We start from the raw sequence: 15,608 nt of genomic DNA, 5'->3' as shown, positions 1-15,608 counted from the left end.
CTAGATTCAGGGCGCGCCCAACTGAGACTGAAGGTAGTTGCTCATGCCCAGGTGGTCGATGAGACCGAGTTGGCGCTCCAGCCAATAGGCATGGTCCTCTTCTGTGTCTTGCAGCAGTACCTCAAGCATCTCGCGCGTCTGATAATCCTGCTCCTTTTCGCAGATCGCGATGGCCTCCTTAAGCGCATCGACGACCTCGTATTCCAGTTGCAGGTCGTTCTTGAGCATGCTGGTGACGTCGGTTCCGACCCGTAGTGCGTCGCGCTGCGAAAGGTCCGGCGTCGCCTCCAAGAAGAGCATGCGCTTGATGATCTTGTCGGCATGCTCGCGTTCCTCCTGGGTTTCGTGGTCGATGCGCTCGAACAGCGCGTGAAAGCCCCAGTCCTCGTACATGCGCGAATGAATGAAATACTGGTCGATGGCGGCCAGTTCGCCAGCCAGCAGCTTCTGAAGTTGTGCGATGACGGTCGGTTTGCCTTTCATCTCTCTTCTCCTCCGGTCCTCCGGCTCAAACGGCCGATTGCAGGTAGTTCTCGATTCCCAGCGCTGCGATAAGTGAACTCTGAGTTTCCAGCCAGTCGATGCGCTCCTCCGAGTCTTCTTGCAGCTCTTCCAGGTGATGCCGGGTGACGAAGTCGCGTTGCTGTTCGCAATGGGTGATCGCCGTGACCAGTGCGTCGCGGTAGCGACGCTCCATGGTGAGGTCGTGCTCCAGGATTTCGGGAGCCTGTTCGCCGATCATCAGCTTCCCCAGATCCTGAAGATTGGGCAGACCCTCCAGGAAGAGGATGCGGGCGATGAGCGCGTCGGCGTGCTTCATGGCACGGATGGATGCTTTGTATTCCCGTTCCTCCAGCTGGTGGAAGCCCCAGTTGCCGAGCATCCGCGCATGCAGGAACAGCTGGTTGATTTGAGTCAGGCTCTCCTTGAGCACCGCGTTGAGCTGTTGATTGATGGTGGGGTCGAGTTTCACTGGTGTTGTGCTCCCGGTCGAGGCCAATGGATGACAAGGGCGAGGCGGGCGATTTGGGGAAACTTGAATCCTGTGATCGGAATCGCATCACGGCCCTTGACTTCAATGCGAATCGTTCGTATTTTCTTGTTCAACCTGCTCTTAACATTCCAGGTGGCGCTTAACATGTACGTCTGCATCTGCAACTCAGTCACGGACCGCCAGATTCGCGAGGCGGTCGAAAAGGGACATGACACCCTTGGTAAGTTGCGTTCCGAGCTTGGGGTCTCAACGTGCTGTGGCAAATGCAAGGAGTGCGCAAGGAATCTGCTGAATGAGGTTGTAGCCGAGCCCGATTGCTTCAACCTCGTCCTGTCGGCGGCCGCGTGACGGAGAGAGATTCCATGGCACAGTTGTCCTCAAGGCTCGATCGCCCGATCGGCCCGAATCTCCGATTGCGGCTGCGTTTGCGTCTAATTTATTGGTTGCGGGCTGTCCTCGGCGGCATGCCGATGAGCCGGCGACGCGAACGCTGGAATCTGTTGCACCGCTACGCCGAGGAAATGGGTCGCGAGCGTAGCCGCAAAAATTAACGCTACCCTATCGTTCAGGTTGGGCATGTGACGTCCGGTCGGCCGGACTGCCTGGCTCCAACATCTTTTTCGACTTGCACCTGCCTGCCCCATCGCTCGCTTTCTAGCCTCCGCTTCGTCGGAGGCTCCAGCGCTCTTGTGTCCCTTCGCATCGCTTGATGCAGGGCGATTTCCAAGCCCATTCCACCTTCGTTCACCGTTGAATCGCTGATCGCGGCCCCGCTCGGGCGTCGCGTGCGTGCGTTGGCGCGTTTGGCGGCATTCAGCCTTGACCTGTCCGCCATTTCCCTTCTATATTTAATGAGAACCGTTCTTGTTATCATTTTATTCTGTCACCAGCTCGCGAACGCTGGATCAGCTTCAGTCGAGCGGTGTGACCAACGCCAGCCGTGCCCGGAAGCTACTCGGCGCGGCCCACAAGGTAACCGCGAGTCCATGCCGATACGGAGACCCCGAATGCAACCCCTGATTGCCCTGCTTGCAACCGACGATCTCGTTCGCCTCGACCGGCCAGTCCTGGAATCACGGCTCGGTGATCTCATCCGACGTTACGTGCGCGAGGCATCGGCCGAACAGGCCGAGTCCGTCGTGCGTCACATTGACGCGCTCTATCTGCATCCGGATGTCTGTCGAGATCCCGAGGAGCAATGCGCCTACCGGCGATTCGCACGGCACTGGCGCTGTATCGCGGGGCGTCATCGGACAGGATCGCTTGCGCTGACCTGAGTGTGTGCGAGCATTTATGTCCGTGTGTTGTTCGGACCGAATTCGGCGTGCTCGGAAGGCCAATCAGCGGGGAGGGAAGGGCCTGCTTCTCGGTTGTGGGGCAGGGGATGTCGAGACGGATACCGCCCCGCGATCGATGGGGCGATATGATCGAGCGGCGGGCGCCGTCTGGCGCCCGTGAAAAAACTTAGGCAGGGACGCCGAGAATGACGGCGGATGCCTTGAAGACAGCCATGGCGGCAGTGCCTTCCTTGAGACCCAGTTCTGTTTCCGCATTGTGGGTGATGGACGCGTGGACCTCGTCGCCGCCGGCCAGCGCGATCGTGATTTCGGCGCTCACCGGGCCGGCGGTTACATTCTTGACCGTGCCCGCCAGGCAGTTACGGGCGCTCAGGCGGATGCCGGAATCGTCGGTCATGACGAGGACGGAGGATGCCTTGACGAGCGCAACGACCTCTTTTCCCCCAGCCAGCCCCAGCGATTGAGCGCTTTCGTTGGTGACCATGGCCACCAGCTTCTCACCGCCAGGCAAGGTGAGGTCCACTTCGCTGTTGACCGCACCGCTCTTGACCGCTTCGACTGTTCCGCGAAGGATGTTGCGTGCACTAATTTTCATCTTGATACCTTACCTTGCTGGTAGAAATTGCTTCTCGCGCGCCAGGCCCTGTCTGGCAACTGGCGAATCCTAATTTAGGGCGTTGCGGTTTGTACTTACAACCATAGCGGTGACGACGAGTCCCCTTTGGTTTGCGGCCTGCTTTTGTCGTCTTGTTTGAGGTTGTATACTCATCGTTATATCTATCACAGTATAACGGATTATATGTTCCCACACGGCGCAGAATCGGTTCGTCTGATGAGCAAGCTGTCCGTCGAGACGCAGCTTGGCAATTTTCTGGGCGATACGCGCATTCGTCTGTTGGAGGCCATCGGTCGCCACGGTTCCATCTCCCGCGCAGCCAAGGCCGTGCCCATGTCATACAAGTCGGCCTGGGATGCCATCGATGCCATGAACAACCTGGCCGAGTCCCCATTGGTCGAGAGTTCGGTGGGTGGGCGTCACGGCGGCGGCACCCATCTGACACCCTATGGCGCCAGACTCATCGCCATGTTCCGGGCGGTCGAGCAGGAATATCAAGGGGCCCTTGAGCGTCTCTCGCGCGAGATGGGCGATTCGGAGGAGGCGGACCTGCAAGAGTGCCGTCGGCTGTTGCGACGGATGGGCATGAAGACCAGCGCGCGCAACCAGTTCGCCGCTCGGGTTTGCGGCCTCAATTTCAGCGAGGTTAGCGCCCAGGTGCGGCTTTGCGTGGACGAGGGGCTGCAATTGACCGCGCTCATCACCCGCGAGAGCGTGCGTCACCTCCAGCTTGAGATCGGCATGGAGGTGCAGGCGTTCATCAAGGCGTCTTCCGTCATCCTTTCCGTCGATCCGGATCTACGTACCTCTGCACGCAATCATCTATGGGGTCATGTTAAGCGTATCTATGAAGGCCCTGTCAACGTCGAGGTCACCCTGGTGATCGCGGGTGGACGCACCGTCACCGCTGTCGTCACCAGGGATAGCGCCGAACATCTCGGCCTCGTGGTCGGGAGTCCAGTCTGCGCCGTGTTCAAGGCGACCAGCATCATTCTCGTCACCCTGCATTAAGGCGTGTCGTCACCCCGGAGTACCGAATTCTCGCAGCTCGTCTTGTGCGTCTCCTCTCCATGGTGAGGCGTATCGGTGTGCCTGCCCCCGAGATCTGAGCTAAGACCGTCCGACATCCCGCAGGCGCTGTCTGGCCCCAGCGATGTGGGTCTTGTGTCGTTGTATATAAAACTACATAACGAATCGTACGTTTTGCCTCATTTTTACCCGCGCCTGACTCGATACGATTCGGTTTTTCGATTTACGTTATTTATTAACAATAACTTACGATATTGGGTTGGTGCTTTTTTGAAATTGGCATTGATTCTGCTTAAAGATTTTCGCGGCAGTGGAATTCCCATTTTTTCGCTGTGTTTATCGTTGTATTTTTTTGGATATAGCGGTCGCTTTACAGACGTCTTCGGCTTGGTTGGAAGGCGCGTGGCGACCCGAAACGGCGGATGTCTTCGATTGGCTTGGGCCGAGCGATTCGACGTGCCCTTCATCAATTGATTCGACAGTGAGAGCAGAACTTGAAACGAAACATAGGTATCGATTCGACCATCGGGCTGTCGCTACTGGGCGTCGCTATCGGCACCCAGGCCGAGAGCGCCTTGCCCTTGTACGATCTGGGAACGGTCCAGGTGACGGCGACTCCATCGCAGCTCGGCGAGGTGGGAGGGGATCAGGCGTCCTCTCTGATTACGCTCGACGAGATGCGAGAGTTCAACCGCGACAACGTGGGCGATGCGCTCGATCTGCTGCCGGGCGTGACCGTTTCGACCAACTCGCGCAACGAGAAGACGGTCTATGTCCGAGGCTTCGATTCGCGCCAGGTGCCGCTCTTCATCGACGGCATCCCGGTCTATGTCCCCTATGACGGTTACGTGGATTTCAACCGCTTCACGACGGCAGACCTCTCTGCGATTCAGGTCGCCAAGGGCTTCAGCTCCGTCACCTATGGTCCCAATACGCTGGGAGGGGCGATCAACCTCATCTCGCGCAAGCCGACCCGAGAGATCGAGGGCGATGCGAGCGTTGGATTCGGTGAGGGGAACGCGCGTACTGCCTCCGCCAACATCGGCAGCAATCAGGGGCTTTGGTATGTCCAGGCCGGCGCGTCCTGGATCGAGAGCGACGACTTTCGGCTGTCTTCCGACTTCAAGCCGACGGCGACCGAGAACGGCGGCGCGCGCGAGAATTCCTACCGGCGTGACGACAAGCTGTCCCTCAAGATCGGTCTGACTCCGAACGACACCGACGAGTACGCCCTGAGCTACTACCGTCAGAGCGGCGATAAGGGACAGCCGCCCTCGACCGATCCGAGCTATGCTCGCTACTGGCAGTGGCCCTATTGGGACAAGGAGAGTCTCTACTTCATCTCGAACACGGCGCTTGGCGACACCGAATCGGTGAAGCTGAGGCTCTATCACGACGCGTACGACAATGCCGTCGAGTCCTATACCGACGACACCTACACCAGGCTCAAGACCTCGGGTAAGGGCAGCGTTGGATCGGCCGGCAAGAGCGTCTACAACGATCGCACCAATGGCGGCTCGATCGAGCTGCGCTCGACCCGCTTCAACCGTCAGGATCTGCGTCTGAGCCTCCAGCTCAAGAAGGACGAGCACAAGGCCGACGATACCCTGAAGCGCACCGAGCACTTCGAGGACACCCTCACCACCGTCGGGCTCGAGGACAACATCAGCCTGGCCAAGGATCTGACCCTCTCGCTCGGCGTCGCCTGGAGCGAGCTGCGGGCCGACACCGTCTACAAATCGAGCGATCCGGTACCTGACCCTGACGATCAATCGGCCACCAATGGTCAGGTTGGGCTGTTCTGGGATCTCGATGGGGTCGGGCGTCTCTATACCACGATTGCTGGAAAGACCCGTTTCCCGACCCTGAAGGACCGCTATTCGTTGCGTCTTGGCAGGGCCGTTCCCAATCCGGACCTAGAGGCCGAACAGTCGATCAACTATGAGGTCGGCTACCAGGGCACGCCCTGGGGACAACTGCACCTCGAAACGGCCCTGTTTCTGAGCGACATCACCGATCTCATCCAAACGGTCGACAACGTCGAGGACGACAAATACCAGATGCAGAACGTCGGCGAGGTACGCGTCACCGGCTGGGAGCTGAGTGCGTCGGCGCCGATCGGCACCCGTTGGGAGGTTGGGGGGACTCTGACCCTGCTCGATCGTGAGAACCGTAGCGATCCCGACACCAAGCTCACCGGCGTTCCGGACCGAAAGGTCACCGCGCACGTCGCCTTCCGTCCGGCGGACCGCTGGGAGGCGCTGCTGTTCGTCGAGCACGAAGGACCACGCTGGGAGTCCGACACCGTCGAATTGGACGCCTACACCACCGCCAACTTCAAGCTTTCCTACCGTCCGGTCGAGGACCTGATCCTAGAGGCTCGTCTGAACAATCTGGCCGATGCCGATTACGAGCTGGCCGACGGTTACCCGAATCCCGGACGTATGTGGTTCATCAACGCAAGGTACGAATTCTGATGTCTATTTCCATGCCAACGACCTGTCTTCACGCATCCAATCGGTTCGCAAGAGCGCGGGCCGGTCTCTCCTTTCTGATCCTTGGGCTGCTGGCGGCAAGTCTGGCGGTCGCCTCTCCAGCCATGGATCCGCAGATGTCCTATATCTCGGATTCGGTTGCCGTCACGGGAGCGGTCGAGAATCCACTGACCCTGTCGGTGACCGATCTGGAGCGGTTCCCGCCGCAGCAGATCGGCGAGGTTGAGATGATCTGCGACACAGGCGTCAACATCGGCAAGAAGGAGAACCTGCGGGGCGTCCTGCTGCGCGACATCCTCGAACAGGCCAAGCTCAAGGCCCTCACGCCGCGCGATTTCCGCAAGATGGCGGTGATCGCCAAGGCTACGGACGGCTATGTCGCGGTCTTCTCCTGGGGTGAGATCTTCGATTCCGAGGTCGGCGACCACGTTATCGTCTACTTCCGCAAGGATGGCGCGCCGCTTGGCGTCGAAGAGGGGCAAATCGCGCTCATCTCGACGACGGACAAGCGCACCGGCCCGCGTCATGTGCGCTGGCTGAACGCGATCGAGGTCCGGCAGCTCGTCAAATGAGCCGCAGCCCCGTGCCTGAGCGCGTCATGCGTTATGTGAAATTAGATATAACGTTCACGAACGGAGATCCCCGATGAATCTCTCATATCTGATGCAACTGGCCGACCATTCGGGCGGTGTGCTCTATCTGATGGTGGGTCTCTTGACCGCTGCGCTTGCGGTGATCGCCGAGCGCACCTGGGCGCTGCGCAACCTGACTCGTCACGGCGAGACCCTGACTCGGGCCTTGAGCGATCTGTCGGCGCAGGATCGTTCCGGACTCGAATGGATCCGAGAGACCCAGGCGCGTCCTCTGCATGGAGCGCTGTTGGAGACGACTCTGGCCTTGCCGCCGAGCAGCCAGGAACTGCTGGGCAATCGGCTGGAGGAGGTGATCCTGCGCCAGGTGCCGCTGCTCGATCGACGTCTCTGGGTGCTGGATACCACGGTCACTCTGGCGCCTTTGCTCGGGTTGATCGGGACCATTGTCGGCATGTTCCATGCGTTTCAGGTGCTCTCGGAGCCCGGTGCCGCGCCCAATGCCGTGACCGGCGGCGTCGCCGAGGCGCTGGTGGCGACCGCCGCCGGGCTGCTGATCGCCGTCGTCGGTCTGGTCTTCTTCAACGGGCTCAACGAGCGCGTTCGGCTCGCCGTGCATCAGCTCGAAACGCTCAAGGTGATGCTGGTCAACCGCTTCTCCGAAAGCGGTCCGCGAGCGTCTGCGTCCGGAGCCCTCTGATGCGCTATCTGGAGCGGCGCAAGGCACGGATCGAGATCGTGCCCATGATCGACATCATGTTCTTCCTCTTGGTGTTTTTCATCATGGTCACGCTCAACATGATCCCCGCCACCGGGATCGGCAGCCGTTTGCCGTCGAGCGCCAGCGCCGAGCGGCTTGAGTCGCCGCAGGTCGTGGTCAGTCTGGACGCCGCGGGCATGATCAGCGTTGACCGGCAAGACATGACGCTCGACGAGCTGACGGCCGTGTTGCGCGAGCGCGGCACCGAGACCCGCGTCGTCATCGCCGGTGCCGAGGCCGCCGCTATCGGCGATCTGGTCGCCGTCATGGACGTCTGTCGGCTCGCCGGTGTCACCCGGATCGGCATCGCCACGCGGGAGCCCGGGGCGTGATCCGGAGCGAGGCGCCCCCGCTTCCGACGCTGCCCCTGTGGTTGGCCACGCTGATCGCGCTCGGGACCGAGGCGGCGGTCGTGGTTGGTCTGTCGAACTGGCCGTCGCACCCCGTCATGCCGCCCGGGATGGATGCGATCGAAGTGAGTTTGGTGTCCGCCTCCGCGTTGGCCGATTCCGCTGCGGCCGGCGCGGAGGAAGAGGCGCCTTCCCCGTCCGTGGCGCCCGAACCGCCGTCGGTTCCCGAACCCGAACCGGAGCCGCCCGAGCCTCCCGTTGAGGAGGCGCCCGATCCAGTGCCGCCGCCGCTTTCGGTCCCGGAACCCGCCCCGGAGCAGGTTGCGGTCGCGCCGCCCAAACCGAAGCCGACGCCCAAGCCCAAGAAGAAGCCAAAACCCAAGCCCAAGCCGAAACCGCAGGCCAAGCCGAAACCGGTTCCCAAGCCCCAGGCGCGTTCGGCGTCTTCCCGGACGCAGGCCACATCGGGTGCGAGCAGTCAGGTGTCCGGCAAGGCCGCGCATGCCGGCGGATCTCGCTCGGGAAAGGGTGGGGCTACCGGAGGCGCCAGTTCGCCGGCGGCCTATCTGAACAACCCCGCGCCCGGCTATCCGGGCTCGGCGCGCCGCCAGCGCCAGGAGGGCACGGTCCATCTGCGGGTGCTGGTCAACGCCAAGGGGCGGCCGGGCGAGGTGCGGATCGCTACGTCCTCGGGCGTCTCCAGCCTCGACCGGGCTGCGCTCCGTGCGGTGCGCCGCTGGCGCTTCAAGCCCGCGCAGCAGAACGGGCGGCCGATCTCGGCCTGGGTCCGCATCCCCATCCGCTTCAAGCTGAATCAATAGGCCGGGCAGGGCGCCGCCGAATGACTGATCCATGCCCCATCGATCCACGAAAGACATCGTTTCAGAGGGAATTCGCTGTATGAAATCACCCCTTTCGACCCTTCACCTCGATGTGCCCCGTACGCTGGTCGCGACGGGATGCGCCCTGGCCATGTCGGCACCGTCCCCGGCTGCGGAGATCCAGCTGGCGCCCGTTACCGTCTATGGCCAGCAGGATCTGTCCGGCCAGGCCGCGATCGGCCGGGAAGAGGAGACGACCTCCACGAGCTATCGGATCTCTGGGGAGACGTTGGAGCGTCTCGCCGCCCCGAGTCAGGTGAATCCCTATCGTGCCCTGGCCGAGCTGCCCTCGGTGAGCGTCGGCGATATGGACCCCTATGGATTCTCGAACCTGTTCAGCAACAAGGGTCTTCGGGTACGCGGCAAGATTGCCAGCCACGGCGCCATGGGCAGCGTCGATGGCCTGCCGCTGACCGGCATCAACCCGGGCCCCGGCTATCTCTGGCTGTTCGACATGGAGAACATCGCGTCGGTCTCCCTGAGCCAGGGGCCGATCCCGCCCGACCGTCTCGCCTTCTTCACCACCATGGGCGTGCTCGACAACCGGCTGCGCTGGCCGGAGCCCGAGGCCGGCGTCCATCTCTCCCAGAGCCTGGGGGCCTACGACTTCACACGCAGCTTCGTGCGTCTGGACTCTGGACTGCTCGAGAACGGCATGAGCCTCTTCGGCTCCGCCTCCTATACCTCGGGCGATCAATGGCGCGGTCCCGGCGACTCGCCCGAGGGGCGCGAGAATTTCGAGGGCGGTTTGGTCCAGCGCTTCGACAACGGCGCCGAGGCCAAGCTCTATTTCGCCTACAACGACATGAGCCTCGACAGCTATCGGTCGCTGAGCTACGCCCAGTCCCAGGATCTCTCGCGCTATCGCAACTATGGCTACAAGAGTCAGCCGAGCGCCAATCCAGCCGAGGCGGTCAATTATTACAAGTACAACACCCAGGACTTCACCGACTGGACCCTATTCGGCGAATTCACCCTGCCGTTGCGGGGCGAGACCCTGCTCACCATCAAGCCCTTCTATGCCTACGAGGAGGGCGTCTTCTACAACGGGATGTCCAACGGCAAGGTCCGCGAGTGGCTGATCGACCACGATTGGTACGGCCTCAGCGCCGAGCTGGAGACCCGTATCCAGGACACGGATCTCAAGGTCGGCTACTGGCTCAACACCATGGAGCCGCCCGGTCCGCCCACGGCCTGGAAGCTCCACGCCCCGACCGCCTCGGGCGGACTTTCCTTCGCCAAATGGGCCCTGCTCGCCGAGCCGACCGAGCGTCACAGCTTCCAGAGCCTGTATGCCATGGGAACCCATGACTTTGGCGATCTGCGGGTCCAGGCCGGCGCACGCTATCTGGTCGAGCACATGTCCGGATTCGACGTCTACGATACCACCGGGATCGGCGATCTCTCCTACGATCGGGCGCTGAAGCGCGCCACTCGAATCAACCGCAATCGCAGCACGGGCGGCACGACCTTCCGCGAGCTGCTGCCCTATCTGGGGCTGACCTATGCGCTCGACCCCGCGACCGATATCAATCTGAGCATCGGGCGCAACTATGGCGCCCCCGTCTACGGCGCCTGGCCGGTATTCCAGATGAACTATGCCAAGTTCGCCGCCGCTGGCGTCAGTGCCGCCGATATCTGGGACACCATTGAGCCAGAGATCTCGGACGCCATCGACCTGGGAATGAGTCTGCGTTTCCCCTGGGGCTCGCTCGAACCGACCCTCTATTACGCCTCCTACGAGAATCAGGGAGTCGCCTTCTGGGATCCGGCGGTCGGGATCGCCTACACCCAGAACATCGCCGAGAGCCACGCCTATGGCGCGCAGATCCTCGGTACCTGGCAGGCCGCCCGAAACCTCGACCTGTTCGGAACCCTGTCCTACGACCGCTCCGTCTTCGACAAGGATCTGGTCACCACCGGCGGGGCCAAGCTCGAGGTCGAAGGCAAACAGATCCCGGGTGCCCCCCAGTGGCATGCCAGTCTCGGCGGGCACTGGCGGCTCGGGCGTTTCGGCGTCTCGCCCGTGGTGCATTACTCCGGCGACTACTACGCCGACTCGGCCCGTACCGAGGAGGTCGACGACTATGTCACCGTCGATCTGGACCTGAGCTTCGAGGAACGGCTCGGCCCGGGGGACTACCGCTTCACCCTGAGCTTCATCAACCTCTTCGACACCGACTACATCGGCTACGTCAACACCAGCTACGTCCAGGACACCGGGGGCTTCAACTACTACCCAGGCGCCCCCTTCACGGTGCTCGCCAAGGTGGCCGTAGATTTCTGAGTTCGAAAATTTTTTCAACCGCAAAGGCGCGAAGGGCGCAAAGGATTCCGATCCTGCATCGGGGGTAGGCGTCCAGTGCCAATGCGATCGTTTTATCGTTTCGTGGAATCGTTCACTATGTCTGACACTAAAGATAACTCCTTTCCGTTTCGGCCGAGCCTGATCGCGGCGGCCCTGGCCCTGCCCATGTTCGCCGTTCAGGCGGCCGAGCTGACCGACATGACCGGCCGCAAGGTCCAGGTGCCCGACGCGGTCGAGCGCGTCTTCGCCGCCGCCCCGCCCGTGGTGCCCCTGGTCTATGCCATCGATCCCGGCAAGCTGGTCACGCTCAATTTTCCCTTCCAACCGGAGGACGCGCCCTACGTGTCCCCACTGGTCAAGGATCTGCCGATCGTCGGGCGCTATACCGGAGAGGGCCAGCCGCCCAATCCCGAGCTCCTGGCCAAGACCGATCCCCAGCTCAGCATCGCCTGGGACATCCCCTTCATCGACGCCGAGCAGGTCGAGCAGACCTTCGAGAACCTGAATACGCCCGGGCTCTTCGTCCATCTCGAACATCTCGCCGACTATCCGGCCGCGTTCGAGCTGGTCGGCAAGGCGATCGGCGAGGAGGAGCGGGCGGCGCTACTGGCGGAGGATATCCGCGCCCGCATGCGGCGCGTGGGCGAGGCCGTCGCTCCCATCCCCGAGGTCGAGCGCAAGCGGGTCTATTTCGCCGAGGGCAACGACGGGCTGCTCACCGAGTGCTACGACTCCTTCCATGCCGAGGTCATCGAGCTTGCTGGCGGCTACAACGTGATGCGCTGCGAGACCAAGGCCATGTGCGGCCGCGACCCGGTGTCGCTGGAACAGGTCGAGAAGCTGGATCCGGACGTTATCCTGGTCGACCGTCCCAAGGCGTTCGCGCACATCGAGTCGGATCCGGCCTGGAGCGGTCTGCGCGCGGTGCGCGAGGGCCAGGTCTATCTGGTGCCTTCCAAGCCCTTCAACTGGATGGGGCGTCCGCCGTCCTTCATGCGCGCGGTGGCGATGGAATGGTTCGCCAACGTCCTGTATCCAGAGCGTTTCGACTGGGATGCGGAGAAGGAGATCAAGGCGTTCTATGCCCTCTATCTCGGTGTGGAGCCCGAGGTCGTGGACGTCCAGGCGATCCTGGGCAAGGGCTGACGGGGACGTCATGACATGATTCGGCACGATACCCCATCGCTCATGCTGCTGTGGTCGCTGCTGGCGCTCTCCCAGGCGGCGTCCGCCGCTCCGGACACCGAGCTGACCCCGATCGAGGTCACGGCCTCGCCGATCCCCTCGGTGGCGCCGCTGGAGGGACAGGACTACTCGGCCTCGCGCGTCGACGCCGATGGCCTGGCCGTCTTCGGCGGTCCGGCCCAGGCCAATCCCTACCGAGCGCTCGATCTCATGCCCTCGGTCAACCTTACCGGAGTGGACGCCTATGGTCTGAGCGTCGACCAGAACGCCATGCGCGTGCGGGGTATCGCCGCCTCGACCTACAGCAACCTGGCCGTCACGGTGAACGGCACCCCATCCTCGGTCAGCGCCGGGCGCGGCGGCGTGGGCAATCTGTTCGACATGGAGAACCTGGAGTCCGTCACCCTCTGGCGCGGCGCCCAGCCGGCGGACGTGGGGCTCGGCATGGGCAACCTGGCGGGCAGTCTGGATCTGGCGATCAAGGGGCCGACCGAGGAGGCGGGCGCACGTCTGCGCACCTCGGTCGGCGGCGACGGCTTCCACAAGCTCTTCGGCCGCATCGACACGGGCACCTTCAACGGCGGCTCCAGCCTCTTCGTCTCGGGCTCCACCTCCGAGAGCGACAAATGGCGCGGGGAGGGCGGCCAGTCCCGCGACACCTTCAACGCCGGTTTCGCTCAGACCTTCGGCGAGCGCGGATCCCTGGAGATCTATGCCGCCCACAACCGCTTCCATCGCGATGAATACCGTCCCCTGACCTACGCCCAGAGCCGGGACCTGGATCGCTACGCGGATCTGGACTACAACGCCGATCTGACCGGGGTGGCGACGACCGATGCCGACTATTACGCCTACAACAGCCAGCATTTCGATGAGACCAACCTGCTCGCGCGCTTCAGCTGGGCGCTGACCGACGACATCCAGATCCGATTCAGTCCCTACTGGCTGTCGAACGAGGGCGAGCGCCGGGTCGGCAAGACCGACAAGGTCATGGTGATCGACATCGACCAGGAGCAGTACGGCGCCACCGCCGAGCTGGTCGCCGAGCTCGCCGACCAGACGCTGACCCTGGGCTACTGGACCCAGCGTCTTTCCTCCATGCCTCCACCCATGAGCCAGAAGGTCTATGCGATCGACAAGCAAGGGGGGCTGGTCTTCTCCAAGTGGGGCATCCTCGCCGACATGGGCGATCGTGCCTACGAGAGCCCCTATCTCCAGCTGTCCGGCGAGCGTGGACGCTGGCGCTATGGCATCGGGCTGCGCTATCTGAGTTTCCGCATCCCGGGCATCACCAGCTACGACGGCTCGGGTCTGCCGAACATGAGTCACGACAGTGCGCTGTCCATGAACCCGGCGGTCGTGGCCGCACTCAGCACCGATGCGGTGACCCTGGACGAATGGCTGCCCACCCTCAGCTCCCGTTTCGAGCTGACCCCGGCGCTGGACCTCAAGGGCGCCTATGGACGCAGCGTCGGCAATCCCTGGATGGGTCCGCTCTACAGCGTCTACATGAAGAACCGCAAGGCATTCCAGAAGGCGGGCATTCCGCTGCAGCAGCTGTGGGACGATCTGGCCCTGGAGACGTCCGACACCATCGAGCTGGGTCTCGAATGGCGTCACGGCAGCCTGGTCCTGACCCCGACGCTCTACTACAGCGACCTCAGCGACAAGCAGGTCACCGCCTACGATCCCGCAGTCGGCGTCTCCTATCTGCAGAGCGGCGTGGACGCGAAGGCCTATGGCGCCGAGCTGGAGGCGAGCTGGGGCCTCGACCGTCACTGGACGCTGATCGGCAGTCTGTCCTGGAACCGCAACCGTCTCGACGACGACATTCGCGCCGGCAGCGCGGCGGTGCTGGAGACCTCGGGCAACCAGGTGCCGGACGCACCCGAATGGCTCGCCAAGCTGGGCGCCGAGTTTCGCTACGGGAACTGGAATCTGACCCCCATCGCCCGCTATGTCGGACGCCGCTACGGCGATGCGCTCAACCAGGAATCGGTCGACGACTATGCCACGGTCGATCTCAACGCGGTCTATCGGCTCGGCAAGGTCGCCGGCATGCAATCGCTGGAGATCGGGATGTCGGTGGTCAATCTCTTCGACGCCGATTACATCTCGACCATCGACGTGGGTCAGGACGACGCCCGACCCGAGAGCATCGACTACTATCCGGGTGCACCACGCACCTTGGCTTTGTCGTTGTCCGCCAACTTCTAACCACGAGGATTCATCATGCGACTCACTACCTTCATCGCCCTTTTGTTCCTATCGCTGTCGGTTTCGGCGGATCCGCTGCTGATCGCCGCCGGGGCGGGATACAAAAAGCCGCTGGTCGAGATCTACGCCGCCTTCGACCGCTCGACCGGGACCAAGGTCGAGGCAGCCTTCGGCAACATGCAGCAGGTGATGGCTCAGACCCGCGATAGCGGTCGGATCGATCTGGTGGTCGGCGAGCGGGGATTCCTGGAAAAAACCGGGCTGTTCGAGCGCTATGTCCCACTGGGCGCCGGGCGTCTCGTGCTGGCCTACAGCAACAAGGCGCTGAGCGATTATCGTCAGCTGACCGACCCGGCCGTCGAACGCATCGCGTTGCCGGATCCCAAGAAGGCTGTCTACGGCAAGGCCGCCATCCAGTTCCTGGAACGCAGCGAACTGATGCCGGAGGTGAAGGACAAGCTCATGATTCTGGCGACCGTGCCTCAGGTCTCGGCCTACTTGATCGCGGGGACGATCGACGCCGGTTTCATCAACATGACGGATGCGATCGGGATCAAAGACAGGATCGCCGGGTTCGAGGCGGTTCCGGTCGATCTCTACGATCCGCCCCGGATTGTGCTGGCCTTCCCCAAGGACCGGCCCGTGTCTGAATCGGCTAAGGCGTTCGCGGCCTTCCTCGGCTCGGACCAGGCTAAGGGCATCCTGACCAAGTACGGGCTTTGACAAAAAATAAAATTTGAACCGCAAAGGCGCGAAGGACGCAAAGGGTTTCGAATGACTCTCGACCAGGACATGTTGGTGGCTGGCAGGCCGATTGGTGGACTGCCGTGTTATTCAGTCAAACCCTTTGTGCTCTTTGCGCCTTTGCGGTTCGATTTCCCGAGC

The 15,608-nt window shown here is 62.4% G+C and carries 16 protein-coding genes; 13 read left to right on the top strand and 3 right to left on the bottom strand.

Annotated features, from left to right (window positions below; translation table 11 throughout):
- Positions 1–6: 6 nt before the first annotated feature.
- On the bottom strand, positions 7–483 hold the full coding sequence (bfr, locus tag THIDRDRAFT_RS04705; RefSeq protein ID WP_007039663.1) for a bacterioferritin: 477 nt from the start codon (positions 481–483) through the stop codon (positions 7–9).
- A gap of 25 nt (positions 484–508) precedes the next feature.
- Complete coding sequence (gene bfr / locus THIDRDRAFT_RS04700; RefSeq protein ID WP_007039662.1) at positions 509–973, bottom strand: bacterioferritin; 465 nt, start codon at positions 971–973, stop codon at positions 509–511.
- Here bfr (THIDRDRAFT_RS04700) and THIDRDRAFT_RS27210 point away from each other — a divergent pair.
- From THIDRDRAFT_RS27210 to THIDRDRAFT_RS04685, 3 genes are all read left to right on the top strand, one after another.
- Entirely contained in the window at positions 890–1,342 is a 453-nt protein-coding gene (locus THIDRDRAFT_RS27210; protein ID WP_342610808.1) for a bacterioferritin-associated ferredoxin, read from the top strand. The two genes, bfr (THIDRDRAFT_RS04700) and THIDRDRAFT_RS27210, sit on opposite strands and share 84 nt — an antisense overlap.
- A gap of 14 nt (positions 1,343–1,356) precedes the next feature.
- Complete coding sequence (locus THIDRDRAFT_RS04690; protein ID WP_007039660.1) at positions 1,357–1,545, top strand: hypothetical protein; 189 nt, start codon at positions 1,357–1,359, stop codon at positions 1,543–1,545.
- Positions 1,546–2,001: 456 nt separating this feature from the next.
- Positions 2,002–2,271 (top strand): hypothetical protein, encoded by a 270-nt coding sequence (locus tag THIDRDRAFT_RS04685; protein WP_007039659.1) that lies wholly within the window; start codon positions 2,002–2,004, stop codon positions 2,269–2,271.
- A 187-nt stretch (positions 2,272–2,458) separates the two neighbouring features.
- Here the strand turns inward: THIDRDRAFT_RS04685 and THIDRDRAFT_RS04680 are convergent, their stop codons facing one another.
- The gene (locus THIDRDRAFT_RS04680; RefSeq protein WP_007039658.1) at positions 2,459–2,887 is read right to left on the bottom strand and encodes a TOBE domain-containing protein; all 429 of its coding nucleotides are present in this window, start codon (positions 2,885–2,887) and stop codon (positions 2,459–2,461) included.
- A gap of 237 nt (positions 2,888–3,124) precedes the next feature.
- On the opposite strand from THIDRDRAFT_RS04680, the gene THIDRDRAFT_RS04675 reads away from it, so the two are divergent.
- From THIDRDRAFT_RS04675 to modA, 10 genes are all read left to right on the top strand, one after another.
- Positions 3,125–3,919: a TOBE domain-containing protein gene (locus THIDRDRAFT_RS04675; RefSeq protein ID WP_216725615.1), complete on the top strand. Its 795-nt coding sequence runs from the start codon at positions 3,125–3,127 to the stop codon at positions 3,917–3,919.
- A gap of 512 nt (positions 3,920–4,431) precedes the next feature.
- On the top strand, positions 4,432–6,414 hold the full coding sequence (locus THIDRDRAFT_RS04670; protein ID WP_007039656.1) for a TonB-dependent receptor plug domain-containing protein: 1,983 nt from the start codon (positions 4,432–4,434) through the stop codon (positions 6,412–6,414).
- A complete protein-coding gene (locus THIDRDRAFT_RS04665) occupies positions 6,414–7,004 on the top strand; it encodes a molybdopterin-dependent oxidoreductase (RefSeq protein ID WP_007039655.1) in 591 nt (196 codons plus the stop codon). Before THIDRDRAFT_RS04670 ends, THIDRDRAFT_RS04665 begins: the two co-directional genes overlap by 1 nt.
- A 73-nt stretch (positions 7,005–7,077) precedes the next feature.
- The gene (locus THIDRDRAFT_RS04660; RefSeq protein WP_007039654.1) at positions 7,078–7,722 is read left to right on the top strand and encodes a MotA/TolQ/ExbB proton channel family protein; all 645 of its coding nucleotides are present in this window, start codon (positions 7,078–7,080) and stop codon (positions 7,720–7,722) included.
- On the top strand, positions 7,722–8,114 hold the full coding sequence (locus tag THIDRDRAFT_RS04655) for an ExbD/TolR family protein (protein ID WP_007039653.1): 393 nt from the start codon (positions 7,722–7,724) through the stop codon (positions 8,112–8,114). Before THIDRDRAFT_RS04660 ends, THIDRDRAFT_RS04655 begins: the two co-directional genes overlap by 1 nt.
- Positions 8,111–8,953, top strand: coding sequence for an energy transducer TonB (locus tag THIDRDRAFT_RS04650; RefSeq protein ID WP_007039652.1), 843 nt, complete (start codon positions 8,111–8,113; stop codon positions 8,951–8,953). Before THIDRDRAFT_RS04655 ends, THIDRDRAFT_RS04650 begins: the two co-directional genes overlap by 4 nt.
- Before the next feature lie 79 nt (positions 8,954–9,032).
- Complete coding sequence (locus THIDRDRAFT_RS04645) at positions 9,033–11,300, top strand: TonB-dependent receptor (RefSeq protein ID WP_007039651.1); 2,268 nt, start codon at positions 9,033–9,035, stop codon at positions 11,298–11,300.
- Between the two features lie 117 nt (positions 11,301–11,417).
- The gene (locus THIDRDRAFT_RS04640) at positions 11,418–12,467 is read left to right on the top strand and encodes an ABC transporter substrate-binding protein (protein WP_007039650.1); all 1,050 of its coding nucleotides are present in this window, start codon (positions 11,418–11,420) and stop codon (positions 12,465–12,467) included.
- A gap of 15 nt (positions 12,468–12,482) precedes the next feature.
- Complete coding sequence (locus tag THIDRDRAFT_RS04635; protein WP_007039649.1) at positions 12,483–14,723, top strand: TonB-dependent receptor; 2,241 nt, start codon at positions 12,483–12,485, stop codon at positions 14,721–14,723.
- A 15-nt stretch (positions 14,724–14,738) separates the two neighbouring features.
- Positions 14,739–15,446 carry a molybdate ABC transporter substrate-binding protein gene (gene modA, locus THIDRDRAFT_RS04630; protein ID WP_007039648.1) on the top strand — a complete coding sequence of 236 codons (708 nt, stop codon included), beginning with the start codon at positions 14,739–14,741 and terminating at the stop codon, positions 15,444–15,446.
- Positions 15,447–15,608: the final 162 nt, after the last annotated feature.

Source organism: Thiorhodococcus drewsii AZ1 (assembly GCF_000224065.1).
In the GTDB taxonomy this organism is placed as follows: domain Bacteria; phylum Pseudomonadota; class Gammaproteobacteria; order Chromatiales; family Chromatiaceae; genus Imhoffiella; species Imhoffiella drewsii.
This window is presented reverse-complemented; position numbering and strand designations above follow the sequence as displayed.